We start from the raw sequence: 23,244 nt of genomic DNA, 5'->3' as shown, positions 1-23,244 counted from the left end.
CCTATGTTACCATATCCATTTATCACACATGTATGAACAATTGAAGAACAAATTGAAAATGATGCTCCTATCTCAAAAATGAAGCTTGCATTCCCCCCTGTATTTGCTATACTCAACTTTGTTTGTAAACTTTAAAGAAAGGCAGGGATGAAAGCGATGGATCACAATAAAACCCCGCTCTTCACCGCGCTTCGTAAGCATGCGGAGCAGGATCCCGTTCAGTTTCATATTCCCGGACATAAAAAGGGATTAGGCAGCGATTCCGAATTTCGCGAATTTATCGGCGATAACGCGTTGTCGATCGATTTAATCAATATAGCACCGCTTGATGACCTGCATCAGCCAACCGGCGTTATTGAGGAAGCGCAGAAGCTAGCTGCTGACGCTTTCGGAGCAGACTATACTTATTTCTCTGTACAAGGAACAAGCGGCGCAATTATGACGATGATTTTGACCGTATGTGCCCCGGGGGACAAAATTATCGTGCCTCGTAATGTTCACAAATCCATTATGGCCGCCATTATTTTTGCAGGTGCCAGACCAGTTTTCATCTCGCCAGCCCGTGACAATAACCTAGGTATTGATCATGGCATAACGACCCGCTCCGTCCGTAAAGCGCTTGAGCGCCATCCGGATGCAAAGGCCGTGCTTGTCATCAACCCTACCTATTTCGGTATTTGCGCCAATCTTAAGGAGATCGTTGATCTCGTTCATAGCTTTGATATCCCTGTACTCGTGGATGAAGCACATGGCGTACTCATTCATTTCCATGAGAAGCTGCCAATGTCAGCGATGCAAGCAGGCGCGGATATGGCTGCGACAAGTGTTCATAAGCTCGGCGGTTCTATGACGCAAAGCTCGGTTCTTAATGTGCGCAAAGGAAGAGTTAACCCGCATCGTATTCAAACCGTTATCAGCATGCTTACCACAACGTCGACCTCGTATATTTTGTTAGGCTCGCTTGATACGTCTAGACGAAACCTTGCTTTGAACGGACATGCAATCGCTGAGCGCGCGATTGAGCTTGCTCAATCCGCACGCAAACAAATCAATGAAATCCCAGGTCTATATTGCTTCGGAGAAGAAATTCTCGGCGATGAGGCTACTTATGATTTCGATCCAACTAAAGTTTCCGTTCATGTTCGCCACCTTGGCATCACAGGATATGAAACGGAGAACTGGCTGCGCGACAACTATAATGTGGAAATTGAAATGAGCGATATGTATAACATTCTTTGCTTAGTTACGCCTGGAGATACCTCTGATTCCGTGTCTAAATTGTTAACTGCCCTGCGTGGATTGTCTGAACATTTCCATGAAGGCGCTGAAGCACGTGAATTAGTGGTCAAAATTCCAGATATTCCACAGCTGTCCTTAACGCCTCGTGATGCGTTTTACGGTGAGACAGAAGTTCTTCCGTTCAAAGAATCAGCTGGCCGAATCATTGCTGAATTCATTTATGTATACCCGCCAGGCATCCCGATTCTGCTGCCAGGCGAAGTCATTACCCAAAAAAATATCGATTATATCGTGGATCATGTCCAAGTCGGATTGCCTGTCAAGGGGCCGGAAGATCGCAGCATCGAGTTCGTTAAAGTAATCGTTGAAGAAACAGCCATTTCATAATAAATAATAAAACCGATCTTCAGGAATCTTATAGAAATCCTGAGGTCGGTTTTTTCTAATTATTTTTACGGAATACCACTTATTGTCAACCTATTTCGAGCATGCTATGATGTTGGCAGAGGTGAGATGCGATGAGTCAAAGCGCTTATATCAAATTTGTGCAAGGATCATCCGTGGAGAAACTGACGCTGCAAGAAATTAAGAACGAGCTTATAGGTTACCGGGAGCAAACAAGCCTTACCGGCTCGCAATTGGATTGGGACTATGCCGAAGCCGCATTTCCTTATACGATCGAATCGAAGGATGATGATCGTTGGTTTTATTTAAAGGGTATTAACCACCTTTATAAACATATCATCTTTGGACCCGGCGAAACGGCAAGCGCAGCAGGCCAAAACGTCCCTTGCGTTCAAGTCGTGTTACCAGAGGAAGCTACGCACGGAGACAAATCGAAAGCAAATGAACTATGCAAATATATAGCTAAGCAGTTGAAGGCAGAGCTGACAATGTTTAATGGAAGAACGATTTATTTTAATCCACGCAAATAAGTTAATAAAAAAAACGATCCGCAAGCGAAACTCGCAGATCGTTTTTTTAGTACTTGATCGTTTAAAGCTTAAGAGAACTAGTTCTCTTCGCTTTCCGTACGAGCAATTTCTTCATAAATCGCTGTTACGCGATCCCATTCCGCATCATCTTCGATGCCAACTAGGAAGGACTCATCGTTTTCTTCTTCAATACGGAAGATAACGCCGTCTGCTTCTGGATCGTTGCGATCCAGCAATACAGCGTAAACTTGGCTTTCGGATTCAAACGTATAAACCATGACCATTTCACGTTCCTGGCCCTCGTCGTCAGTCACGATAAAGACATGCTCTTCATGCTCGTGGTCTTCACCACAGCCGCAATCATCGCCATGCTGATGTTCGCTCATGTTATTACCCCATTTCAATAATGTTTACAGACTATCGTATATTAACATGACACTCTATCAACGGTCAAACGAAAACGCCCCTATGAAGAAAAGGAGCGCCTTAGGTAGACCATTTGATGACTACAAAGAAGAAATTAGTTTTTCTGAAACAACAGTCCACTCATCTGAGCCCTTAAGCTTAAGGTAAAAACGAATCGGATATTTCCCGCTAGATTCGAATTTATATGAGATATCTTCTGTAGCGAACCAGAAATTATCTTTTGATGTTTTGACACTTTCCGTTTGAATCACTTTCTCTTTACCATTCGGATCGAAAATGGAAACCTTGACGGCTACAATATCCGTCATCAAGTTATCGATCTGGGCAAACACTTTAAACTTCGCTTGATAGCCTTTTGCTACGTTTCCGAATACGGCATTATTTTGGAACAGAAACATATGCACGTTAGGCTTATAAACGGTCGCTTTTTTCGTTTGATTGTCCCATTCCACAATGGCCTGCATAGATGTGGCTAATTGACGAAGCGGCAAATAAGTTTTGCCATCGGTCATTATTCCACCGTCATCCTGATCATCTCCGTTAATGAGAACGCGAACCTTCTGTATAGCTGAGTCTGCGAACATCATCGATCCACCCCATAGAGATAGCAGCAGAAGCAGAATAACGATTTTTCTGATTTTCATAGTTGTAAGCCCTCCATCCGATAGCCTGGATGAAAGGTTATACTCGTCAACCCGAGCAAAGTTGCGCGTTTTATGAAACATTTTTAATCCCATACTACAACTTAACCATTATTGTCAAATGCTGTTGAAACCTGCGCTTGCCTGGGAAATATTAAAGTGGAAATAATAATTACCCATACGTTCTTGTTAAAATGCAAGGAACACCTTTGCCGACTGTACCAGGATTTTTCATTCTTGCAAGGTATGCCATCCCTCTTGTACACGGTGTTTTACATACTGCACAGGTATCCGAAAGTACAAGTTTATAATTATACTGTTTCCGATCGCTTGCCGGCTGTTTCTTCTTTACAACTTTGCCTTTTCCTTTGCTCATCACTTGTTCGCCTCCACTGTACGTATCGCTTTAGCATTGTATGTAGACACGGGCGAATGTGCATCTTTATTTGTCAGATATATTTTAAATTTGGTACATTAAACAATATAGAAAGCTRAGGAGGTGTGATTCATGAAAATAAAAATGATTGGGACAGGCAGTGCCTTTGCCAAAAAATACGATAATAATAACGCTATTATTGAAGTGAATGGCTTCCGATTGCTCGTAGACTGCGGAATCACTTTACCGAAGGCTTTACATCAACAAGGACTGGCCTTCTCTGACCTGGATGCTGTTCTCATCAGTCACATTCATGGGGACCATGTAGGTGGATTAGAAGAATACGCCTTTCAAATGATGTTTAAATATAATCGAAAGCCTGTCCTATACATAGCAGAGTCGTTAGTTGAACCGCTTTGGGAGCAAACGCTTCGCGGAGGTTTAACGCAGGATCCTTTAACCAAGCTTGAGGATTTTTTCGAGGTCCATCCGATTCAGCCAAATAACGAATTTGAAATTCATCCTGGTTTGACTGTTATGCTGTTGCAAACGAAGCATATTCCTAATAAGCCAAGCTATTCCTTTATTTTTAACAACAGCTTCTTCTACTCTGCCGACATGCGATTTGATCCAGAGCTGCTTCAGCAATTAGTTGATGATGGCGTAACGACTATTTACCATGATTGCCAGCTTGAAGCGCCAGCTGTTGTTCACGCAAGCCTGGAGGAGCTTCTAAGCCTTCCTGAATCTATTCAAAGTAAAATATGGCTTATGCATTACGGAGACACCATAGAGCAATATGAAGGTTTAACCGGCCATATGCGAATTGTTAGGCAGCATGAAAGCTATGAGATCAACTAAATACAAAAAAGGCGCCGACATCTAAGAAGTGCGGCGCCTTTTTATTAATGTAGTTAACATTTCATTTAGAACATTGGAAGCTGATCCAAATTGTTTGTTGGATCTCCATCTGCGTCGCCTCGGATATAGATGTCGCCATCTTTTCCTTTAAAGGCATTTACCCCTGCAATATGACCTGCTTGTACCTCTTGAAGTGCCGTTGCATAGTCAAGCACTCGGCCGCTATTCGTTTTGAATGCGGTAAGATCACCGTCTCCATCCTTTTGTACAGCAACAATTTGCTCCCTAGTATCTTGTCCGCCAACCTCGTGACTCATCTTTGTTAGCCCCTCTCAACTGATAAGAATGTACAGCCAATTACTATCATGCCTTGCGTGTGCAATAATTATGCACCATCGCTTACAAAAAAAATCCAGCGCTATCGCATGAGGAGCGAACGCTGGATTTTTGTTTTTATTTTCTTTTGATTGCGTCAGCTGGAATTTTCCTTCGCCAAACAAACTGCTCGTCATGCGACAAGGAATCATGTATTGCGAAATTTGCTACAGAACCAATAACAATGCCGATAATTCCAAACATCCCCAATAGCCAAATGGCTAAATAGGCATACTCTGCTGCCAACAGCAACCGCCTCCTGCGCGCTTTCTATCATCGTATGCTGTTAATCGTGCCTTTAGTATTGTTTAAATTAAATCCACAATTAGGTCGCATGAAATAGCTTTAAGCAGCATATCAGAGCAGTTCTAGCGGGCAACGATTTATTGTAAAGAAGTTGATCGTTTTTGCCGATAATGGAGTAAGGAGGTGTATTATGGATATAGCAGCAGCATCAATTGCGATGAATCAGAACAGCTTAGCACTTGCAGCGAGCATCCGTGTCATGTCTTTAGCAAAGGAACAAGCTACGCAGCAAGCGCAGGATATGGTTCAAATGATGAAACAAGCACAACCTCATTTAGGCCAAAGCATCGATATACAAGTTTAAACTGAACCCCCAAAGGCATAAATCGCTACTTGGGGGTTTTCCATCTTGAAACTGTTTCAAATGAAACTGATTGGTTTAGTTAATCTAATACGAAGGCCTGCTTCTTTGAGATTGTTCAGAAAACTAACATTATCCTAATCTCATTGTTAAAAAATTCTAACAACCTTCGTTTATCCTTAATTTAACAAATGAAAAGTTGGAGGGATTATGATGAACATTTGCTTTTATCAACAAAGAATTGAAGAAGTACGAGCTGAAATGGTCGAGATATTTGGCGCGTGCAATAATTTTACAGATCAAGCTGTTCTCAAAATTAGCCAAGAACTGGATTTTCTCTTAAATCAATATTCCGGATGTTTAGCCAATCATTCAAATTAGCCCTTTCGCATGAAGAGGTTTTCTTATATTGCATGGAAGAATATGAAATTACGTTTCGGAGGTCTGATTGTGGAGATAAAATAAAAAGGACCCTTGCTATGCAAGGGTTCTGAACGTGTTCCTACCTAATCAAAATTTTGCAGCACACTCCTCTTCACCTCATAAGGCTCACGATCCTAACTGCCACAACACTATTCGATTTCCCTGTTTTGATTTCCCTCCTGCTTCCTCTAATTAACTACTTTACCTTACCATGCTCGGCGCAGCTCTTTCTTAAAAGAATGGAACAATCAACTGCCGCGATTAAAGTTAGCTTTTTCGGGATAAAAAAACACCCACAATACTGGGTGCTTGTTTCTACTATTTTAAAACGATTTGAGCTTTTTCCCCATCATCTTCAAGCTTAATTACAAGACTTTCATTGGAACTAGCTACCGAGTCTGGAACTTCGATTACAACAAAACCTTTTTTGCTCGCTAATGGTTTAATACTATTTTGACTCAAATCTCCATCGATCATAGTTACAGTGTAATCATATTCATACTCGCCTTTAAAAATAGCTTTCATTCGAATACCATTTATCATTGCAGTAAAATCATTTGCCTCTTTACCATTATTGGTAACATTATAATTTAATACGATAAATTTATTGCCTTCATCAGCGCTTGAGGAAAACATATCACTACTCACTTTTTGATTAAACTCAAATGATTCAAGGGTAATTTCCCAAGTGCCTAATTTGAATTTATCACCTGGCTTGAAGGATGCTTCTTTCGGTTCCTCCGTAGGCGGAGTTTCTGTTTCTTTGGGTGTTTCAGTAGCCTCAGTTTCCTTGCTATCCACCGTGCTTGCTTGATTGTTATTCGAAGATTTGGCTGCATTATTTGTTTGTGATCCCCCGCATGCTGATAAAACAAGCAATATGAGTGCGAGTAATGTAAAGACTTGAACTTTTTTCATCAAACTTTCCCCCTTCAACAATTTTCTACATATTACCACAAATTCTAAGGGTTGTCTTAGAAATATTTGTAATACTACGTCAATTCTTTTTCAAGTAATTGATACCTATAATAGATTTCTAAAAAATACTTTTAATAATTGCTCTATTTAATATCCATAAAATGGTAATTGTTGAAGTTTCTCATTTGCTATATCAAGCACCTATTTACTGCCTGAGTGTTTTGAACTAATCGTTTCGAAATGGTATAGTAAGTTTATTGCTCCCAGGTTGACTTTTCAGCGAATTGTCAATTACAGAGAAAGCGAATTCTTAGCATAGAGACGCGGCAGCACCTGCCTTTTTCGTCGAATATCTCAAAAGGAGGATAACAGCCCATGCAGGTTGAAAACTGTGTACCGTCTGGCATTCAACCCAAAGACACTGGCTTCGGCTACACATTGTCTGTTATTGGCGGCAAATATAAAATGACCATACTGTACTGGCTCTCCGAAAACAAGGTCATGCGGTTTAATGAGCTGCAACGGAAAATCGGCACTATATCCTTTAAAACATTAAGCGTGATGTTAAAAGAGTTGGAGACAGACGGCATTGTCAGCCGCGAGGAATTCCCACAAATCCCTCCCAAAGTTGAGTATTCCTTGACCGAGTTGGGGCAAACGATTATTCCGGTACTGGATATCATGTGCCAATGGGGAGAAAAAAACGGCATACCAGCCGCGCAGGCGGCGACAATTCCGCTTTCGATGTAAATGCGCACGAAGAAAAGAGGTTGTCCCAAAAGCTATGAAAATGGCTCTGTGACACCTCTTTTCAATTTTCAAGAGACTGTCAACTAATAAATATAACCTTTAGCGACTTTTAACAGCTCCCGCTGGTATCCCTCGATCAATTTGTTCGTGTAGATGAGCTTGCGCAGCTCCAGCAGATAGGCAAAGATGGTCGAGAGCTCCTCTCGATTTCTGTCCCCACGACTTCACTAGTAACAGGCTTTACGTTCCCCATTCTTCCACAAATCGATCCAGTTCCGCCACGCAGACAAGAAGGATGTCTTGGCCCCATTAGGAGCTTGCCAAAAAACCATTTGAATCGGTAAAGTATTCATCCCGTGTCCAATATTCAAGTATTGACTCTCATACAAACATGAGATATATTTATTTCGTAGCTTATTAAAATAATTAAAATAACTATTTAAAAATAATAAAGGAGAATTATAAAAACATATTCGCAGGACCACAAAATAATTTAACACAACGGAGAATGGACATGGTTTTTCTTATTTTAATTTATTTGGCCTTTATCAGCCTTGGATTGCCCGACTCCCTGCTTGGTTCATCCTGGCCCATCATGAATACGGATTTGGGTGTTCCCATCGGAAATGCGGGAATTGCATCCAGTATTATTTCCATAGGCACCATTATTTCAAGCTTGCTCTCATACAAGTTGATTCGGGTCATTGGTACAGGCAAGGTAACGATTATCAGTGTCGCCATGACTGCCGCTGCACTACTTGGTTTTTCGCTTTCGCCTTCCTTCATTTGGTTATTGGCTTTTGCGATTCCGCTTGGTCTTGGGGGCGGAGCCGTTGATGCCGGACTGAATAGGTTTGTGGCCGAGCATTATGAAGCCAAACATATGAACTGGCTGCACGGTTTTTGGGGTGTTGGAGCTATGCTAGGCCCTATTTTGTTGTCTACGCTCGTATTGTGGGGAAATACGTGGAGAAGCGGATATTTTACTATATCGATGGTACAGTTTTCATTAGTTATGTTACTGCTGTTTTCTCTTCCAATGTGGAGGAAATTTGAAGGCCCGTCAACGAAGCCGGCTAACGAAGATCTGCAATCCAAAGAGAAGCCAGGACTGCTCGCTTCGCTGAAAACAAAAGGTGCTATCTTTGGGATGTTTTCGTTCTTTCTGGTTTCTTCAACGGAAGCTTCCATGATGCTATGGGGATCAAGTTATTTGGTGAAAAACGAAAGCATTTCGCCTGAAAGCGCTGCAGGTTGGGTATCCTTATTTTTCTTGGGAATCACGGCCGGACGGATGTTAAGCGGCTTTATCTCTATTAAGTTGAGCAATGAGGCGCTGATTCGCCTTGGAACCTTTCTTATGATTTTCGGATTTTTTATCATGCTGTTGCCGCTTCCGACGATTTTCACATTAATCTCATTCATTATTGTTGGGACAGGGCTTGCGCCGATCTATCCATCCATGCTGCATCAAACGCCCATTTATTTTGGGCAGCATAACGCACAGGCGGCTATGGGCATGCAAATGGCATTTGCCTATACCGGTACTACGTTGGTTGCACCATTGCTTGGACAACTTTTTGCGCACGTCTCCTTCTCCTTAATGCCTTATGTTCTTCTCACCTGCGGCGTCGGATTGCTGACTTGTAGGGAAATGCTAACGCGGGCGTATAAAAGCAAAGCTGGCGTTCACAAAAGCACTTCTTTGGAGAGCTAAGCTAAGTGTTTGAAGTAGCAGGCCGAATGCTCCAGCTTTAAATATAGAAAGGCGGATGAATGATGCGAATTGAACATGTCGCAATCTGGACCAAGGACCTTGAAATGATGAAATCGTTCTATGAGAAATTTTTCAACGGCATCATAAATAAAAAATATGTGAATGAAAAAAAACAATTCCACTCGTATTTTTTGACCTTTGAATCAGGTGCGCGTTTGGAATTGATGCAAAAACCCGAGCTTGTGGAGTTGGAAACTGCCGATTATTACGGCATAACCCATTTTGCTTTTTCAGTCGGTTCTGAGGAAAAGGTGAATGAATTGACGGATCGCTTAAAGAAGGAGGGCTTTCAGGTTTTTGATGGGCCTCGAACAACCGGTGATGGGTATTACGAAAGTGTTGTGCTTGATCCAGAAATGAATCGGTTAGAAATCACGATTTAAACGTATTCTTCTATCTCCGTCACACCCCAATCGGTGACAATGGGCTAGTCCGGACTCAGATGTTGGAGAAAGGAACCTATGAAACATGATTCATGCCTTCTCGTTTGAAAAATATAAACCGAAAGAGGGAATTAAAGATGAAAAAGATGAATATTGGCCTTCAATTGTATACACTTCGTGAAGAGATGGCGATCGATTTCAAAGGAATGCTGAAGAAAGTGGCCGAGCTGGGTTATGAGGGGGTTGAATTTGCAGGATATGGCGGTCTTCCTGCCGATGATCTGAAGGCGCTATTGGATGAACTCGGCTTGAAAGGATTTAGCAGCCATCTTTCTCTGCACGCGCTTCGTGCTGATCTGCAAAAAGAGATTGATTACTTGAAAGCCATCGGCGCTCAATACATGGTCTGTCCTTATCTTTTCCCTGAAGACCGACCGAAAAATGCAGACGAATGGCGTACCTTATTTGTAGAGCTTGAACAAATCGGGAAGGAAGTTCAAAAACAGGGACTCATTTTGGGTTATCACAACCATGAATTTGAGTTCGAGGGCGTAGTAGGCGATAACAATCCTTTTGAAGCCATGTTTGCAGAGACAACTCCGCAAGCTGTTCAGGTGGAGATGGACGTATGCTGGGTGCAATTTGCAGGCAAAGATCCTCTTCAGTACATCGACAAATATGCCGGCCGTCTCCCCTTGCTTCATCTAAAAGATTATAGCTTAGACGACCAAAGACAGATGGTTACATTAGAGCTTGGCGAGGGCGTAGTAGATCTGCCAGCCGTAATACAAGCAGCTGAGCAAGCCGGAGTCGAGTGGCTGATTGTGGAACAGGATTTTTGTCAGAGCCCTCCGCTGCAAAGCATTGAAAAAAGCTATGCATGGTTAAAAAGAAACTATCTTACCTAAATGAGGTTTTATTTCAATGAGTATGGGACAAACAGCTAAGCCAAGAGCAGCTCCTTTGTCTTAAAAAGCTTTGCGATTTTAATCTACCTTATTTCAATTGAAAGACAACGACTCTCGTCGTTGTCTTTTTTTGATTAGATGGAAAAACACTACACAGCGAAGACGTTTCCTGTTACTTGGTTGGGCCAGGAATCGCTACGCACTATCTACTTCACCCAAATTATCAATTATTAATTCTAACTGGACGACTCACTTGAATTAATAAGTTTGTTTATCGTTTCAGATAGCTCTGATTTCGAGAATGGTTTTAATAAATAATCTCTAACTCCTAGTTGCATTGCTTTGCGAAAGTAAATGTGTCCGCTGAGCCCCGTCATTACAATCCATTGAGTATCTAAAAATCTATTACGATAGCTCTCAATAAACGTCATTCCATCCATCCCCGGCATGATAATATCTGTGAGTATGATATCCATATGATCCTCTTCCATAATTACAAGAGCCTCTTTGGTAGAAGAAGCTTCATATACGTTGAAATCTGGAAAACTCTTCATTAGGGTGCGTTTAACATCACCTTTTATTATGAAATCATCATCAATAATCAGAATATTCATGACCTTACTCCCCTATCGTTGAAAAGATTCAAGTAAACGCGGGTTCATCAGAACCTTTTCACCATAGAAGTCTACTTTAATAAATTTATCTTAGATATATTCGTTGTCTTGTCGATAATTTCCGAGCAGACCAGACTGATATGCTGCTATCGCCTGAGCAATCAAACCATGAAGGATGTCGGAATCTAAATCACTTTCATAATTAACAACAGGGAATATTTTTCTCAAACCCTCTGATGGTATCGCTTGCTCAATCGCTTCTTTTAAAGCTTCGGAAAAAAAATCACCGTAAAGAACAACGTATGCGGGATTGATTGTCCCACAAAAAATACTGATTAATTTAGAAATGGCAGCACCTAGCACTTTGGGGTCATCATAGTTAATCGTTATCCAGTCAACATCGATCGGAAGCAGATTGACTTCACCAGCATAACCAACGACCCCTTTATGAATGCTGCCATCAATTACAACGCCTGCACCTGGACCAAACGTACGAGGGAAATAAATGCCGACAATAGAGGATACTTTTTCTGTATGTTGGCTAAAGCCAAAAGCTGCTGCATTGACATCATTCTCAACAATGACCGGTATCTTATACTTATTCTGAAAATATTCTGTAAAGGAAGTCCCTTTTAAAGATGTAAAGTCGTTTTCCAAAATAATACCATTACGCTCCACACCCGGCAGTGAAAAAGCAACAAGACTTATAGTCGAATAGTTTCGCAGGGCCTCATCGATCATCTGATCAAAACTAGAGAGTTGGATGGTATCAAACGGCTCCTCTGCGTCCCATACGCGTTCCCCGTAAAGATTCCCGATACAAGCACTGATAATATTTTTCCCGTTGCGTACCCGCGCCGATAGCCCCAGCACATGCGCAAATTCTGCATTAAAGCTATACGCTTGAGACGGCCTTCCTCCCGTCGCTGAATACATTTTACCGAGTTTGACTTCTCCGCTTTCTACAAATCCATTCAGTATGTTCCCAACGGTAACAAAGCTTAAGCCTGTCGTTTGAGCCAATTGTTTAATGGTGGAAGTTTTGGATGAACAAAGGCTCCAAAGAACTGTTTGTGAATTGCTCTCTTTCATGTCCAGCATATTTATTCCCATAAAAACCCCCGGCTTATTAACTCTGATTTTCATTTTATAATGTTGCAATCCGCCATAAATTCCTGACTTTGAATCATGATATCCGTTTCTATTTTCCGAATCACTATGCATGAATCTCCTGCGGCAAGCGAGTCAGGTGGATTATCTTTTAGTATAACATTTCCTGCACCTGTTGTTTTTCTAAACATTAGCTGATGTAATACCCGATTTCGTTAGATAATTCAAGCTCTCTTTTACACAATCAAAGGCGTCCTTCTGCCAGTTTTCTTGCTCGACCAGACCCCATTTCACACCGGTTCGATGACAAGCCTCAAATATGGGCAACCAATCAATCCGACCTTGGCCAAGTGGAACCAAATATTCTTTCCCTTCGGTTGAGAGTGCATAATCTTTAAAATGGCATATGTCTACTCGCCCTTGATACCGTTCCATTAAAGCCACAGCGTCCTCACCTGCCCGAACAGCGTGATACACACATAAGGTTAAGCCCACTTCAGGCAGCTGTTCCATAACGATATCTATGGCACGAATGCCATTTATGTACTCATAGTTGAACCAGAGCGGATGGAAGGTGAGTGCGATACCATGTTCACCCAGCGTCCTAGCCATTTGGTCCAGCGCGTCGCAAAATTCCACGATGCCTTCCGGTGTCATTAACTCGCGCGGGATGGTACTGACACATAAAGACTTACTTTCCCACAGTCTATTCATCGTGATATAGTAATCCAGATTATTTTGCACCACGGTAAAATCTTCTTGCGTTGCGATACATTTCAGCCCTGTTTCTCGCAAAGCTTTTGCCGTGAATGCCAGAGGTACGGCAGGATCGATCCATTGCAGCTGTACATCGTGATACCCCATATTGTGCAGTCTACGGAATGTATATTTTACTTCATCTTCTGTCGTGAGATAAGGTCTAAGACTTGAAGCTTGAAAGCCAAATGATGTCATAATTCACCCTCCAAGTTTATTGATTGGTTATTAAAATGAATTTAATAAATATAATTTAACTATACCCCTGTCTGCATAAGGAGTCAATGTCTTATGTATTAACTCCTCACTATCCCATAACTTGTTGAAAGAAAGCAGCAATAGACGCAAAAAGAAAAGGAGTTAAGCACAGACAAGCTGCTTAACTCCTTTTCTCATTTAGACATTCATCTTCAATGAATATCCGATGTATCCCGCGGATCCTAAATTTCCACTTATGGGACTACCTCTTTTTGTTTCTTCACTAATTAAAGACTATCAATAAAATCAACATAACCCTGCGCGCTAATATCTAATTTCCTTAAGTAATCTGGATTTCCTTCCGTCTCGTATTCTGCGCCATAGAAGGCATAGAAGGAACGATAATCGGCGCCGCAATATAAAAATGTCGTGTCAAAGGGAGATAGGAGTTGGTCAAGTCCGTAACGTAGTTTCCCTTCTTCGGTAAAGTCTTTTTCCCGTCCACCAGCGGTTACAGCTAGGGCGGTTTTTCGATTTCTTAATTTATCGCCCTTTGACCCGTATGCCCACCCGTAAGTTAGCACCTCGTCAAGCCATTGTTTAAGCAGCGGTGGAGAACTGAACCAGTAAACAGGGAACTGCAAAACTAAATTGCTATGCGCTTCAATCAACTGTTGTTCCTTTTCCACGTCGATTTTTCCGTCGGGATAGGCTCCGTGCAAATCGTGAACCGTATATTTGTCGGGATATTTACGAAGCTCATCCGCCCAGCTTTTATTGACGATGGATGCTTCCATGTTTGGATGTGTAATGATAATAAGTGTTTTCAATGTATTGCCCTCCTTGAGCGGTATTTGTTTCTGAACTAGAGTATAGATCGCATCGCCGTATTGCGGAAGTATGCACTTTTAGTTCACCTACTTACCATAAGGTAAGTACTGTACCGAACAGTTAGTCCCAAAATGTTAATCAAATCTTTTAAAAAATCTATACTGATTTGAATGGGAAATGGAATGCTTAATGTAGTCAAGGAGAGAATGTTGAGGAGAATCTGAGGGTTAAGATCTCGCAGTTTTGAGTATAAAAACAAAAAAAGCCTTGATTATCAAGGCTTCCGAAGTTTAAGTTATGGTGATCTGAACAGGGTTCGAACCTGTGACCCCTACCCTGTCAATGTAGCCCTTCAGGTATCCTTATGTAATTTGCAATGCTCGGAAGCCTACTCTCATAAGGATTTCGGTCATCAATTATTTCCGAATGTTTCCCTTGATTTCCAAGCGTTATTAGAGGTTTGCTACCACAGCGCTACCACGGTATTGATCACTGGCTCTTTGCTGCTAGTATGTTGAACGCATAATCCTTTAATTTAATCATGTAGTCACAGTCACATTTTTGGTCGCCAATGCCTACTCCCCGTTTTCATACACCCATGATTTACTCAGACATAGCAACATGTGTTTTCTCTGTTCAGATTTTTGAATTTACTGGATACGTACTTATATTTAGAATAATTCGTTCAGTGGGGGGATAATATCCAAGACAAAGAGTACACAACAAATTGTTATTACGGTTAAGGCAATCAATGCCCTATTTAGAAACTTGGTTATTGACCTATGATCACTTTCATTGCTATGGTACACTATGATCCTGTTCGTTATTCGAACAAAGTTCTCTTTATTGAATGTATCTACACTAACACTAGTCCGATGTTTAGGCATAATGACACTATAGTTAGATCCTGGAGAAGTTCCTTTGTACAAATTGAAAAATATGAATATTAGTGGATTGATAAGCAAATTTTCACTACGATGCAGAAAGATAGTAAGCAAGATTAAAATAAACAGCATCTCGAATAATTGCTGCGATGTTGTATTGTCGTTAATTAAATTGAAGGTGAAGAATGGAAGAAGAAAAAAAGACAAGAAATCACTCATAGTGGTGTTTGCCAGATTTTCAGATGTTATTACAACGTTTGACTTCAACTTACTATTAGTGGCCATTCGGATTCTTACAAATGCCAACAATATAATAAGTATGAGTAACGAAGCCAAGAACATTAACAAAAACATATTCACATTTTTATCTATATTCCTAATCATTAACAAAAGAAATAAAGGAAACTGAGCTCCAATCAAATAAAGGAAGTAAAATAAGAAATAAACTCTCCTCACCACCTTCGCACTTGCTTATTGGAAGTATATAATCCAGCTTATGCCGTAACAGTTGCAGATTTGTTTAGCTTACCGAAGGTCTTGTAATATACAAGTTCCCCTTCAATGTTCTGGGCCATTCTATTTGAGAACAAATACGTAAGAAACAGTGATGCAATCTTTCCATCCGTAACAGTTAGCTTGTTCGTACTAATATCAAAATTCACACCTACCTGATACTCCATACAGAAGGTAGATATTGCTTTCTCATTTTTTTTAACATAAGCTTTCATCTCAGTCTTATTCATCCTAATCATTGAAACCGAACGAGCCATGTAACCTTTGTTTAACTCTGGAACCGCTAAATCAAACCCTTCTATCAGTTGACTATCAGTTAGTGTCTTCATAGCTTCTAGTTTCTTGCGTAATATTTGGCTATCGAAAGAAAATGCTTTCTCAAAATATTCCACTGAAGCTATGTAGTAGCTCTTAGCTGTCATTAAGAATGATATGTTGTTCTTTAACTTGTAGTATTTTTTCTCCTCGATATTCTTCAATTGGTTTTTGAGTAGTGTTCTAATACTGGTCGTTGCAAGGCTAGTATGGGATTGATTGCAGAAGGCTAGTATTTTAGAATTGCCAATCAACAACCTATGTACTATCAATTTGACTTCATCATTGGGCGGATAACCGTTTCCTTCGTAATTGTGAATTTTAATTTCAGGTTGATCTTCACTATTCTCCCTATGGCTAATGGCGTACTCTGAATTTTCTGCAAATGCTTCTTGAATCCTGTTTGAGCTGAGGAGTAATCCATCGTTATTATACTTATATATAAAATCAGGATCTTTGTCCTCTAGCCTGTACTCCTCTACATACTTACTACTAAGTAATTTCATTTCATCAATTATTATTTTTCTATCGCTTATAGTCATATCGATATTTTTTATGTACCAATTCTTATATGAGCTCGAAACCTTAACAAAGAAAGAAGTATCATACACTACATGATCCCAAAAGGTATCTAATGTGATTCCCTGTGTTACAAGATCAACATCGCTCAGTATTTCTTCAATCAACTTCTCCAACTCAATCCCCCCTTGCATCAGTAAGTTCGACATAGATCGTCAGTTACCTGCTTTCATTTGACCGAACTGTAAATATCAATTAGACTTCTGAATAGTACGTTACTTAGGAGCAACCAACATGCCTGAATATCAATATGGAAACACAACGATTGAATATACATTGGAACAAAAACCTGAAGCCAAGGATATCATTATTTCAGTCGATTGGATTGATGGCGTTAAAGTTATATCACCGCCATCGGTTGACGAATTAAAGCTACAGGAAGTACTACATAAGAAGTCTCCATGGATCATGAGCAAATGGTTTGAGTTCGAAGAGATAACGACGCCACCGAATCCCAAAGTATACGTAAGTGGTGAAAAGTTCCTCTATATTGGAAGATCATATCGACTCAAAGTGCAGAAGGTGAACATGGATACCCCATCTCTAATGTTTCAAAAAGGCCGCTTCAATGCTTCTGTATCCTCCAAATTGACGAACACTGAAGTTTCTGAGCTTCTGCGCCCCCTTTTTGTTAACTGGTACATGCAACATGGACAAGCTAAGCTTAACGAGAGGTTGCATATATATGCTCCCAAGATGGGTGTATCCCCTTTTAAGCTGCAACTTAAGGATCAAAAAATGCGTTGGGGATCTTGTACGATGGATAATGCCATATACATCAATTGGCGCATCATGATGGCACCGATGAAAGTAATTGATTATGTACTTGTCCATGAAATGGGCCATTTGAAGTATCCAAACCATTCGGCAGACTTTTGGCAGTTCGTGCGTACCATCTTGCCTGATTACGATGCACGTAAAGATTGGCTTAGGGTCAATGGCCCATTATTAACGCTATAACAAAACCAGTCCGTTATCTCTTGTAATGTACCTCAGCCAGTGCTGCCAGCTTCAAAGTTAGCTCTTCGAGTTGATCTTTCGGGCATTTTGCCACGCGGAGTTGCTGCTTTATCTTTTGCCTCATCTCCCGCTTGACGTCATCTTTATTTGTCCACTCAATGACAGCATGCTCGATAATCTTCTCTGTAAGGATGAGCGTCAAATCCCTCAGTACTTCCTTATCGTCCTCTGAAACGAAATATTGCTCCAGCATCTGATAAAATGGATACTGCTCCCGTGCCAAACCTTGTATCTGGCTTTTGGTGGCGGTATCCCGCATGCCATCGATGATTCCGCGAAGCTTTTCTGCATACTCCAAAATATCCATCTGAAGCTGCTTACGCGCCTCGATCAGCTTCTCCAGCTTCTCTTTCAATGAAGTATAATACACAGGGTTTTCTTGAATCTTGACCCTGATTTCATGGCGTATCGCATGCTCCATCTCGGAAGCTTTGGCTTCGTTGCTATTAAGCTCATCTACCTTCTTCTCGAACTTACTGGATAAGATATCAATGGGTTCATGCAAGATTTCAACGGAAGAAGCTCGCATATGCTCCGCAATTAGCTGCTTAACCTTCTCGCCGCAATCCGAGATATCCATGCTTTCATCACGGTAACGGGACTTCGCTAGCTGGCGAACCTTGCCTACAAATTGAAGATCACTAACATATGGTTGCGCCCTCGGATCTGGCATGATCATATCCATGCTTGAAGCGAACCGCTTAAAGGCTAGCTCAAACTGTTGCCGAACATCCTCTGGCTCAAGAACCTGGATACACGACTCCACATCATCTTTTCGGATGTAGTCAAAGAACTTCATCGCTGCTCTGTGGCGGGTCTGAAGACGTGGAATCTCGCTATCTATAGGCATGAGAGCACCTTGGATGTCTTGCTTAGAGAAAATAGCCAGCGCCTTCTCCAAGAAACGTGACACACCAAAGTAATCGACAATCAGGCCGTAATCCTTCTTCTCGTAGGTACGATTGGTTCTTGCTATCGCTTGAAGCAGGTTATGTTCCTTGAGTGGCTTATCCAAATACATGACCTGTTCAATGGGTGCGTCGAATCCAGTAAGCAGTTTATCACAAACGATAATGAAAGCTAGCTTATCTTCAAACAGCGGCTTCTTAAAGCGAGCAATTATGGCTTTCTCATCATCTTTGCTAATATGATGCTTCTTAAGGTGCTCCTTATCGTCTGTACCCGCCGAGAATACGATAGCCGAGTCAAGATCACTGAGCTCGTCCAGCTTCTCCTTGTACATAACTGCCGCTTCGCGTGTGACCGCTACGATCTGCGCCTTGAACCCATTAGGCATGATATGAGTTTCATAATGTTTGATAATGTCGAGTACAATCTGCTCGATACGCTTAGGTGATGCAATAATAGCCTCTTCCGTAGCGTACTTTTTCATGATTCGCTCCCGCGTCTTCTCGTCATACTCACGGAATTTACGGTCAAACAACTGATCTAACGTTTCGCCCTCTACATGCAATTGCGTTAGTCTTGCCTCATAGAAGATCGGTACGGTTGCGCCGTCATCAACCGCTTGTTCGATTGTGTATTTATCGATATAAGGACCAAACGTGCGCGTCGTGCTCTTATCTTCCTTATCAATCGGTGTTCCCGTAAAGCCCAAATAACAGGCATTCGGTAGCCCTGTGCGCATGTTCATGGCTAGGCCTTTATACTGCGACCGATGGCTTTCGTCGACCATAACAATGATGTTCTCTGCATCGGAGAGCTCAGGGAATTTGTCTTCGTCATTACTCGTTTGAAACTTCTGTACAAGTGTCATGACCGTCGAGCCTGGGCCCTTCCTTAGTAGCTCTTTAAGCCGAGCCACACTAGAAGCCTGTTGTGGATTGGCGAATCCGCAGCGGCGGAATGTCTTCGTAATCTGATCATCCAAATCTGAACGGTCTGTTACGATGACAATGCTAGGGTTCTTCAAAGATTCAATGCGACGTAGCTTAACAGCTAAATAAAGCATTGTAAGGGATTTGCCGCTGCCCTGCGTATGCCACACGACCCCTCCGCGTTCACGAGGTGACTTTGCGGTCATCAATCGGTTAATGGCTTTATTGACCGCACGGAACTGCTGGTATCTAGCTAGCTTCTTGATCATTCGTCCATTCTCAGGTTCAAAGACGATGAAGTTCTGGATGAGATCGAGCAAATTAGATTTCGAGAGCATACCCGTGACAAGTATATCTTGAGGCGTCGGATGATCGCCTACTTCGGGAGACGTTAATGGATATGGATCTTTCCACTCTCCAAAATGCTTAAGCTGCGCGCCTATTGTACCTGCTTTAGCTCGGTCATTGCTCGTTGCGATCATGAACTGATTATAGTGGAATAGGTATTCACATTGACCTTGATATCTTCTCAACTGCTTAACAGCTTTACCAATCTGTTCGTCCACAGCTACCATCGGGCTTTTGCATTCAATCACAACGAGCGGAATTCCGTTTACATAGACGAGCAGATCGGGACGAATGGTGCCGCTGGCATCAGTGATGCTATATTGATCGACGATGAGGAACTCGTTACTTGATGGATAGTCAAAGTCGATGATCTTGACCGTTTGGTTCTTCTTGCCCTTACCCATGTCTTGCAGGATGGAAGTATAGTTCACGAGAATACCATGGAACGCTTCGTTGGCTTCCATTGGGCTTGTTGCTTCTATGTAGGTGATGCTGCGTACGATCTTATTGAGGTTAGTGTCGTTGATCCAAGGATTTAGCCGTTTGAGTGCGTTGATTAAACGATTATGCAAGATGACCGCACGAGTAGACTCACGCTCCGCATCCAAAGTAGAGCCATGAATATGCTCATAGCCCATCTCTTTGAGTTGCTCGATAAGTCTATTCTCAACAAGATGCTTCTCGTTCCATTCGCTTGTTGAGCTCACGTGGTCACCGCCTCTTGATCGTCTACTTTGACGCGGACTTTGCCTGTTAGGAGGACTTGCATCAAACCGTTCTTTAAGCGTTGTAGTTGATTTAGATTCCGTTGTTCAGTGATGATCTTACCATTGATAGATGAAATAATATCAGCAATCTTCTTCTGTTCTTCTATAGGAGGAATTATGTGCAAAAAAGAGCGTTGTACAGTAATTGGCACCTGATTCCTGGTTGATTGTTTCATCACTCTGCTGTACTGGTTAACAAAACATGGCGATTGCATATAACATCCCAAATATAGATTGTTCACCTTCTCTGGGTTACATCTGTAATAAGTAAGTGTAGTGCTTAAGACGACAAGTTGGAGTTGTGTTTCTAATATAGCAATTGGGCCAACTGTAGCATTATGTGCGAAAAGAACATCATTGTTTTGTGATAACCCTTTTTTCAACTGAGCAGCTCTTTCAAGAGTCAGATATTTGACCTTTGACCAGTCAACTCTGCCATTTGCTAAGCAGTTTGCTGATAAGTAAGGTACACCTTCTTCAACAAATTCTTCTGACTTAGGATAGTATGAGCCATGATTCCCGTCGAGGTGGCTAGTAATATAACCTTCTTCAATCATTGAATTAAGTGACATCACTTCCCACGCCTCAGGAATCTCTCCAACCTCCGTCTGTTTGAACTTCGTATGTCCCATCCCCTTGGTAAGAAGTTGCTGCATGAGCCCCTTCTTGACCTTCTCTGTTTGTTCAATGATGGCCTCAGTTGTGGAAATATTATTATCAACAGTAGTAAGGATAGCAGCAATCTTCTGTTGTTCTTGAATAGGTGGAATAGGTATGGACACTCGTTTAATGTCTTTTAATACTATTCTCTTGATCGCCGATCCACTTCTGAACTTCTCTAGATTAAAGTAAAAAAAGCTTGATTCAAAGAAGTGTTTTAAATAAAACGGGTTAAGCAAGTCGTTTATCGTACGAATAATAGCAATTGATGAAAGCAGTACGATATTATCTGTTTGATTATAAACAAGTGTCTTCCCTATTGTGCCATCTTTAGAAAGTAAAACATCTCCTTTTTCTGGAGCACAGGAATTCCTTTTTAAATCATTAARGTCTTGCTCTGAAATCCGCCTACAAGAAGACACGTCGATTTTGTGTTTCTTCATATTTTCAACTGTGGCGATAGGCTTTCCACCCTCATAAGTCTTTGGTGAATTATGAGCACCGTCTGTTATTTTACTTGTTAATGTATCAAGTTGCATATACTCCCAGTCAAAAGGAATAGCTCCTATTTCGGTTTCCTTATTTTTAATCAGCATAACCCAACTCCTTCAGGAAGCCGTACATAATAATCTCTATTTCTTCCCGTTCTTCCTCTAACTGACGCAACTGGGCTAATGCTTCCTCTACATCGATCTGCTCTTCTTCCTCAGCAGTATCAATATACCGTGCGATGTTAAGGTTATAGTCGTTCTCTCGGATCTCCTTGATCTCAACCACTCTGCAATACTTCTCTTTTTCTTCCCATTTGTCGTATGCCGATACGATCTTCTCGATATCTAGATCACGAAGGACGTTCTGATTTTTTCCTTCTTGGTAGTCCTCCGCGCCATGAATAAACAGCACTTGCCCTTTCTTTTGTGCCGCTTTGTTTCGATTAAAGATCACAACACTTGCTGGAATACCCGTACCATAGAAGAGGTTCGATGGCAGGCCGATAATTGCTTCAACAAGATCCTCTTCAAGCAATCCTTTACGAATTGCCCCTTCTGCACCGCCGCGGAAGAGTATGCCATGCGGCATAACTACGCCTGCTTTACCTTCATGATTAAGGGTTGATACCATGTGTTGAACGAATGCGAGATCCCCTTTATCCTTAGGAGGCAGACCAAATCGGAAACGGCCCAGTGTATCCGCTTCTGCTTCTTCACGTCCCCAGTTACTTAAGCTAAACGGAGGATTCGCGATTACTCGGTCATAAAGAATGAGCTCTCCATCCTCAAGCAATTTGGGTTCACGAATGGTATCTCCTTTTGCAATCCAATGGTCGCTAAGCCCGTGCAGAAGTAGGTTCATTTTACAGATAGCCCAGGTGTTGAGGTTGCGCTCTTGACCATGCAGAGTCAGGTTACGTGGGTTGCCGCCTTTGGATTTGATGTAGTCGACAGATTGAATAAGCATACCGCCAGATCCAACGGTTGGATCGCAGACACGCATGCCTTCTTCTGGTTTAATTAGATTGACAATCAGTTCAACGACCTTATTTGGCGTGTAAAACTCTCCGCCCTTCTTCCCTGCATCGTCAGCAAACTGTTTAATGAGATATTCATAAGCGCGGCCAAGCATATCGGGCTCAGACAAGTCACCGTTGGAAAGTTCAATTGCCGAAAAGTGTTGAATGAGACGCTGCAGGAGCTTGTCAGGCAGCTTCTCTTTGTCGTTAAAGTCAATGGTTGCCAGCACACCTTGCAACGATGCATTCTCTTCCTCAAGAGCCTCAAACGCTTTATTAATCCCGTCTCCAATGTCTTGCGTCAACGTTTGGATGTTCTGCCAGCGTGCACGTTCAGGAACGAAAAATTGATGCTCGTCGCGATCGTACCAGCCGTAGTTGTCCCCCTCTTCCGTCTCGATGCGTTTTGCGGTTTCGACAAACACGTCATTCAGCCGTTTCAGGAACAACATGCCAAAGATGTAGTTTTTATAGTCAGAGGAATCGATACTACCACGCAGGATGTTAGCGGATTCCCATAAGTGCGATTCCAATTGTTGTAGTGTAAGTTTGCTCATAATGCCTCCAGATTGTATTTAAGACTTAAGTACTATGTCTTATTTCGACATGTGAACGACAAGTTCCTTCTAATCCAAGTATGGACAATATCACAACAAAGCAAAAGAGCACCCTATAGGTGCCC

The 23,244-nt window shown here is 41.7% G+C and carries 24 protein-coding genes and 1 pseudogene; 10 read left to right on the top strand and 15 right to left on the bottom strand.

Translation table 11 applies throughout. The features are described from left to right. The first annotated feature begins 156 nt into the window (after positions 1–156). Together AC1DPK_RS09515 and AC1DPK_RS09510 are read left to right on the top strand one after the other, a co-directional pair. Positions 157–1,626 carry an aminotransferase class I/II-fold pyridoxal phosphate-dependent enzyme gene (locus tag AC1DPK_RS09515; RefSeq protein WP_477510121.1) on the top strand — a complete coding sequence of 490 codons (1,470 nt, stop codon included), beginning with the start codon at positions 157–159 and terminating at the stop codon, positions 1,624–1,626. A gap of 131 nt (positions 1,627–1,757) precedes the next feature. Further along, the gene (locus AC1DPK_RS09510) at positions 1,758–2,174 is read left to right on the top strand and encodes a DUF1885 family protein (RefSeq protein ID WP_076268208.1); all 417 of its coding nucleotides are present in this window, start codon (positions 1,758–1,760) and stop codon (positions 2,172–2,174) included. Positions 2,175–2,251: 77 nt separating this feature from the next. Here the strand turns inward: AC1DPK_RS09510 and AC1DPK_RS09505 are convergent, their stop codons facing one another. The 3 genes from AC1DPK_RS09505 to AC1DPK_RS09495 all read right to left on the bottom strand — a co-directional run bounded on the left by AC1DPK_RS09505 (position 2,252) and on the right by AC1DPK_RS09495 (position 3,617). Next, positions 2,252–2,560 carry a DUF1292 domain-containing protein gene (locus AC1DPK_RS09505; protein ID WP_076268207.1) on the bottom strand — a complete coding sequence of 103 codons (309 nt, stop codon included), beginning with the start codon at positions 2,558–2,560 and terminating at the stop codon, positions 2,252–2,254. A 120-nt stretch (positions 2,561–2,680) separates the two neighbouring features. Further along, positions 2,681–3,244 carry a stalk domain-containing protein gene (locus tag AC1DPK_RS09500; protein ID WP_076268206.1) on the bottom strand — a complete coding sequence of 188 codons (564 nt, stop codon included), beginning with the start codon at positions 3,242–3,244 and terminating at the stop codon, positions 2,681–2,683. A 169-nt stretch (positions 3,245–3,413) separates the two neighbouring features. Next, entirely contained in the window at positions 3,414–3,617 is a 204-nt protein-coding gene (locus tag AC1DPK_RS09495; protein ID WP_076268205.1) for a hypothetical protein, read from the bottom strand. Between the two features lie 132 nt (positions 3,618–3,749). On the opposite strand from AC1DPK_RS09495, the gene AC1DPK_RS09490 reads away from it, so the two are divergent. Continuing rightward, complete coding sequence (locus AC1DPK_RS09490; RefSeq protein ID WP_477510120.1) at positions 3,750–4,478, top strand: MBL fold metallo-hydrolase; 729 nt, start codon at positions 3,750–3,752, stop codon at positions 4,476–4,478. Between the two features lie 65 nt (positions 4,479–4,543). Here AC1DPK_RS09490 and AC1DPK_RS09485 read toward each other — a convergent pair whose 3' ends face one another. Together AC1DPK_RS09485 and AC1DPK_RS09480 are read right to left on the bottom strand one after the other, a co-directional pair. Then, the gene (locus AC1DPK_RS09485; protein ID WP_076268203.1) at positions 4,544–4,795 is read right to left on the bottom strand and encodes a DUF3892 domain-containing protein; all 252 of its coding nucleotides are present in this window, start codon (positions 4,793–4,795) and stop codon (positions 4,544–4,546) included. 136 nt (positions 4,796–4,931) lie between these two features. Next, entirely contained in the window at positions 4,932–5,099 is a 168-nt protein-coding gene (locus AC1DPK_RS09480; RefSeq protein WP_441883064.1) for a hypothetical protein, read from the bottom strand. A 190-nt stretch (positions 5,100–5,289) separates the two neighbouring features. Here AC1DPK_RS09480 and AC1DPK_RS09475 point away from each other — a divergent pair, with 190 nt between their 5' ends. Both AC1DPK_RS09475 and AC1DPK_RS09470 read left to right on the top strand, forming a co-directional pair. Then, positions 5,290–5,463: a YjfB family protein gene (locus AC1DPK_RS09475; RefSeq protein ID WP_076268202.1), complete on the top strand. Its 174-nt coding sequence runs from the start codon at positions 5,290–5,292 to the stop codon at positions 5,461–5,463. Between the two features lie 207 nt (positions 5,464–5,670). After that, positions 5,671–5,841, top strand: coding sequence for an aspartyl-phosphate phosphatase Spo0E family protein (locus AC1DPK_RS09470; protein ID WP_441883062.1), 171 nt, complete (start codon positions 5,671–5,673; stop codon positions 5,839–5,841). Between the two features lie 360 nt (positions 5,842–6,201). Here the strand turns inward: AC1DPK_RS09470 and AC1DPK_RS09465 are convergent, their stop codons facing one another. Beyond that, the gene (locus AC1DPK_RS09465) at positions 6,202–6,801 is read right to left on the bottom strand and encodes a DUF4352 domain-containing protein (protein WP_477510119.1); all 600 of its coding nucleotides are present in this window, start codon (positions 6,799–6,801) and stop codon (positions 6,202–6,204) included. A 375-nt stretch (positions 6,802–7,176) separates the two neighbouring features. Here AC1DPK_RS09465 and AC1DPK_RS09460 point away from each other — a divergent pair, with 375 nt between their 5' ends. After that, positions 7,177–7,551, top strand: a complete 375-nt coding sequence (locus AC1DPK_RS09460; protein WP_477510118.1) for a winged helix-turn-helix transcriptional regulator — start codon at positions 7,177–7,179, stop codon at positions 7,549–7,551. Positions 7,552–7,646: 95 nt separating this feature from the next. On the opposite strand, the pseudogene AC1DPK_RS09455 reads toward AC1DPK_RS09460, so the two are convergent. Beyond that, positions 7,647–7,830 (bottom strand): annotated as a pseudogene (locus tag AC1DPK_RS09455) (IS256 family transposase); the annotation flags it as partial. 235 nt (positions 7,831–8,065) lie between these two features. On the opposite strand from AC1DPK_RS09455, the gene AC1DPK_RS09450 reads away from it, so the two are divergent. From AC1DPK_RS09450 to AC1DPK_RS09440, 3 genes are all read left to right on the top strand, one after another. After that, complete coding sequence (locus AC1DPK_RS09450; protein WP_477510117.1) at positions 8,066–9,268, top strand: MFS transporter; 1,203 nt, start codon at positions 8,066–8,068, stop codon at positions 9,266–9,268. A gap of 62 nt (positions 9,269–9,330) precedes the next feature. Next, complete coding sequence (locus tag AC1DPK_RS09445) at positions 9,331–9,711, top strand: VOC family protein (protein WP_477510143.1); 381 nt, start codon at positions 9,331–9,333, stop codon at positions 9,709–9,711. Positions 9,712–9,848: 137 nt separating this feature from the next. Further along, positions 9,849–10,619, top strand: coding sequence for a sugar phosphate isomerase/epimerase family protein (locus tag AC1DPK_RS09440; RefSeq protein WP_477510116.1), 771 nt, complete (start codon positions 9,849–9,851; stop codon positions 10,617–10,619). Between the two features lie 236 nt (positions 10,620–10,855). On the opposite strand, the gene AC1DPK_RS09435 is transcribed toward AC1DPK_RS09440, so the two are convergent. The 5 genes from AC1DPK_RS09435 to AC1DPK_RS09415 form a co-directional block, all read right to left on the bottom strand. Continuing rightward, complete coding sequence (locus AC1DPK_RS09435) at positions 10,856–11,233, bottom strand: response regulator (protein ID WP_441883054.1); 378 nt, start codon at positions 11,231–11,233, stop codon at positions 10,856–10,858. A gap of 90 nt (positions 11,234–11,323) precedes the next feature. Next, positions 11,324–12,394 (bottom strand): ROK family protein, encoded by a 1,071-nt coding sequence (locus tag AC1DPK_RS09430; protein ID WP_477510115.1) that lies wholly within the window; start codon positions 12,392–12,394, stop codon positions 11,324–11,326. A 132-nt stretch (positions 12,395–12,526) separates the two neighbouring features. Next, complete coding sequence (locus AC1DPK_RS09425) at positions 12,527–13,297, bottom strand: sugar phosphate isomerase/epimerase family protein (RefSeq protein ID WP_477510114.1); 771 nt, start codon at positions 13,295–13,297, stop codon at positions 12,527–12,529. 287 nt (positions 13,298–13,584) lie between these two features. Then, positions 13,585–14,127 carry an NAD(P)H-dependent oxidoreductase gene (locus AC1DPK_RS09420; RefSeq protein WP_441883048.1) on the bottom strand — a complete coding sequence of 181 codons (543 nt, stop codon included), beginning with the start codon at positions 14,125–14,127 and terminating at the stop codon, positions 13,585–13,587. A gap of 1,379 nt (positions 14,128–15,506) precedes the next feature. Next, complete coding sequence (locus AC1DPK_RS09415) at positions 15,507–16,535, bottom strand: Kiwa anti-phage protein KwaB-like domain-containing protein (RefSeq protein ID WP_477510113.1); 1,029 nt, start codon at positions 16,533–16,535, stop codon at positions 15,507–15,509. Between the two features lie 118 nt (positions 16,536–16,653). Between AC1DPK_RS09415 and AC1DPK_RS09410 the strand changes: the two genes are divergently transcribed. Beyond that, positions 16,654–17,379: a M48 family metallopeptidase gene (locus AC1DPK_RS09410; protein ID WP_477510112.1), complete on the top strand. Its 726-nt coding sequence runs from the start codon at positions 16,654–16,656 to the stop codon at positions 17,377–17,379. A gap of 13 nt (positions 17,380–17,392) precedes the next feature. Here the strand turns inward: AC1DPK_RS09410 and AC1DPK_RS09405 are convergent, their stop codons facing one another. From AC1DPK_RS09405 to AC1DPK_RS09395, 3 genes are read right to left on the bottom strand one after another with little or no spacing between them, the layout of a single operon-like run. Beyond that, positions 17,393–20,332: a type I restriction endonuclease subunit R gene (locus AC1DPK_RS09405; protein ID WP_477510111.1), complete on the bottom strand. Its 2,940-nt coding sequence runs from the start codon at positions 20,330–20,332 to the stop codon at positions 17,393–17,395. Continuing rightward, positions 20,329–21,648 (bottom strand): restriction endonuclease subunit S, encoded by a 1,320-nt coding sequence (locus AC1DPK_RS09400; protein WP_477510110.1) that lies wholly within the window; start codon positions 21,646–21,648, stop codon positions 20,329–20,331. The genes AC1DPK_RS09405 and AC1DPK_RS09400 overlap by 4 nt, the downstream gene beginning before the upstream one ends. Further along, the gene (locus AC1DPK_RS09395) at positions 21,638–23,119 is read right to left on the bottom strand and encodes a type I restriction-modification system subunit M (protein WP_477510109.1); all 1,482 of its coding nucleotides are present in this window, start codon (positions 23,117–23,119) and stop codon (positions 21,638–21,640) included. The genes AC1DPK_RS09400 and AC1DPK_RS09395 overlap by 11 nt, the downstream gene beginning before the upstream one ends. Positions 23,120–23,244 lie beyond the last annotated feature (125 nt).

The organism is Paenibacillus sp. 01T424 (genome assembly GCF_056398745.1).
The sequence above is the reverse complement of the archived record's forward strand: the minus strand, read 5'-3'. Positions and strand labels throughout refer to the sequence as shown.

Coding starts and splice junctions, on each gene's coding strand:
- AC1DPK_RS09515 (WP_477510121.1), top strand. CDS start 157: ATGGATCACAATAAAACCCCGCTCTTCACCGCGCTTCGTAAGCATGCG.
- AC1DPK_RS09510 (WP_076268208.1), top strand. CDS start 1,758: ATGAGTCAAAGCGCTTATATCAAATTTGTGCAAGGATCATCCGTGGAG.
- AC1DPK_RS09505 (WP_076268207.1), bottom strand. CDS start 2,560: ATGAGCGAACATCAGCATGGCGATGATTGCGGCTGTGGTGAAGACCAC.
- AC1DPK_RS09500 (WP_076268206.1), bottom strand. CDS start 3,244: ATGAAAATCAGAAAAATCGTTATTCTGCTTCTGCTGCTATCTCTATGG.
- AC1DPK_RS09495 (WP_076268205.1), bottom strand. CDS start 3,617: ATGAGCAAAGGAAAAGGCAAAGTTGTAAAGAAGAAACAGCCGGCAAGC.
- AC1DPK_RS09490 (WP_477510120.1), top strand. CDS start 3,750: ATGAAAATAAAAATGATTGGGACAGGCAGTGCCTTTGCCAAAAAATAC.
- AC1DPK_RS09485 (WP_076268203.1), bottom strand. CDS start 4,795: ATGAGTCACGAGGTTGGCGGACAAGATACTAGGGAGCAAATTGTTGCT.
- AC1DPK_RS09475 (WP_076268202.1), top strand. CDS start 5,290: ATGGATATAGCAGCAGCATCAATTGCGATGAATCAGAACAGCTTAGCA.
- AC1DPK_RS09470 (WP_441883062.1), top strand. CDS start 5,671: ATGATGAACATTTGCTTTTATCAACAAAGAATTGAAGAAGTACGAGCT.
- AC1DPK_RS09465 (WP_477510119.1), bottom strand. CDS start 6,801: ATGAAAAAAGTTCAAGTCTTTACATTACTCGCACTCATATTGCTTGTT.
- AC1DPK_RS09460 (WP_477510118.1), top strand. CDS start 7,177: ATGCAGGTTGAAAACTGTGTACCGTCTGGCATTCAACCCAAAGACACT.
- AC1DPK_RS09450 (WP_477510117.1), top strand. CDS start 8,066: ATGGTTTTTCTTATTTTAATTTATTTGGCCTTTATCAGCCTTGGATTG.
- AC1DPK_RS09445 (WP_477510143.1), top strand. CDS start 9,331: ATGCGAATTGAACATGTCGCAATCTGGACCAAGGACCTTGAAATGATG.
- AC1DPK_RS09440 (WP_477510116.1), top strand. CDS start 9,849: ATGAAAAAGATGAATATTGGCCTTCAATTGTATACACTTCGTGAAGAG.
- AC1DPK_RS09435 (WP_441883054.1), bottom strand. CDS start 11,233: ATGAATATTCTGATTATTGATGATGATTTCATAATAAAAGGTGATGTT.
- AC1DPK_RS09425 (WP_477510114.1), bottom strand. CDS start 13,297: ATGACATCATTTGGCTTTCAAGCTTCAAGTCTTAGACCTTATCTCACG.
- AC1DPK_RS09410 (WP_477510112.1), top strand. CDS start 16,654: ATGCCTGAATATCAATATGGAAACACAACGATTGAATATACATTGGAA.
- AC1DPK_RS09395 (WP_477510109.1), bottom strand. CDS start 23,119: ATGAGCAAACTTACACTACAACAATTGGAATCGCACTTATGGGAATCC.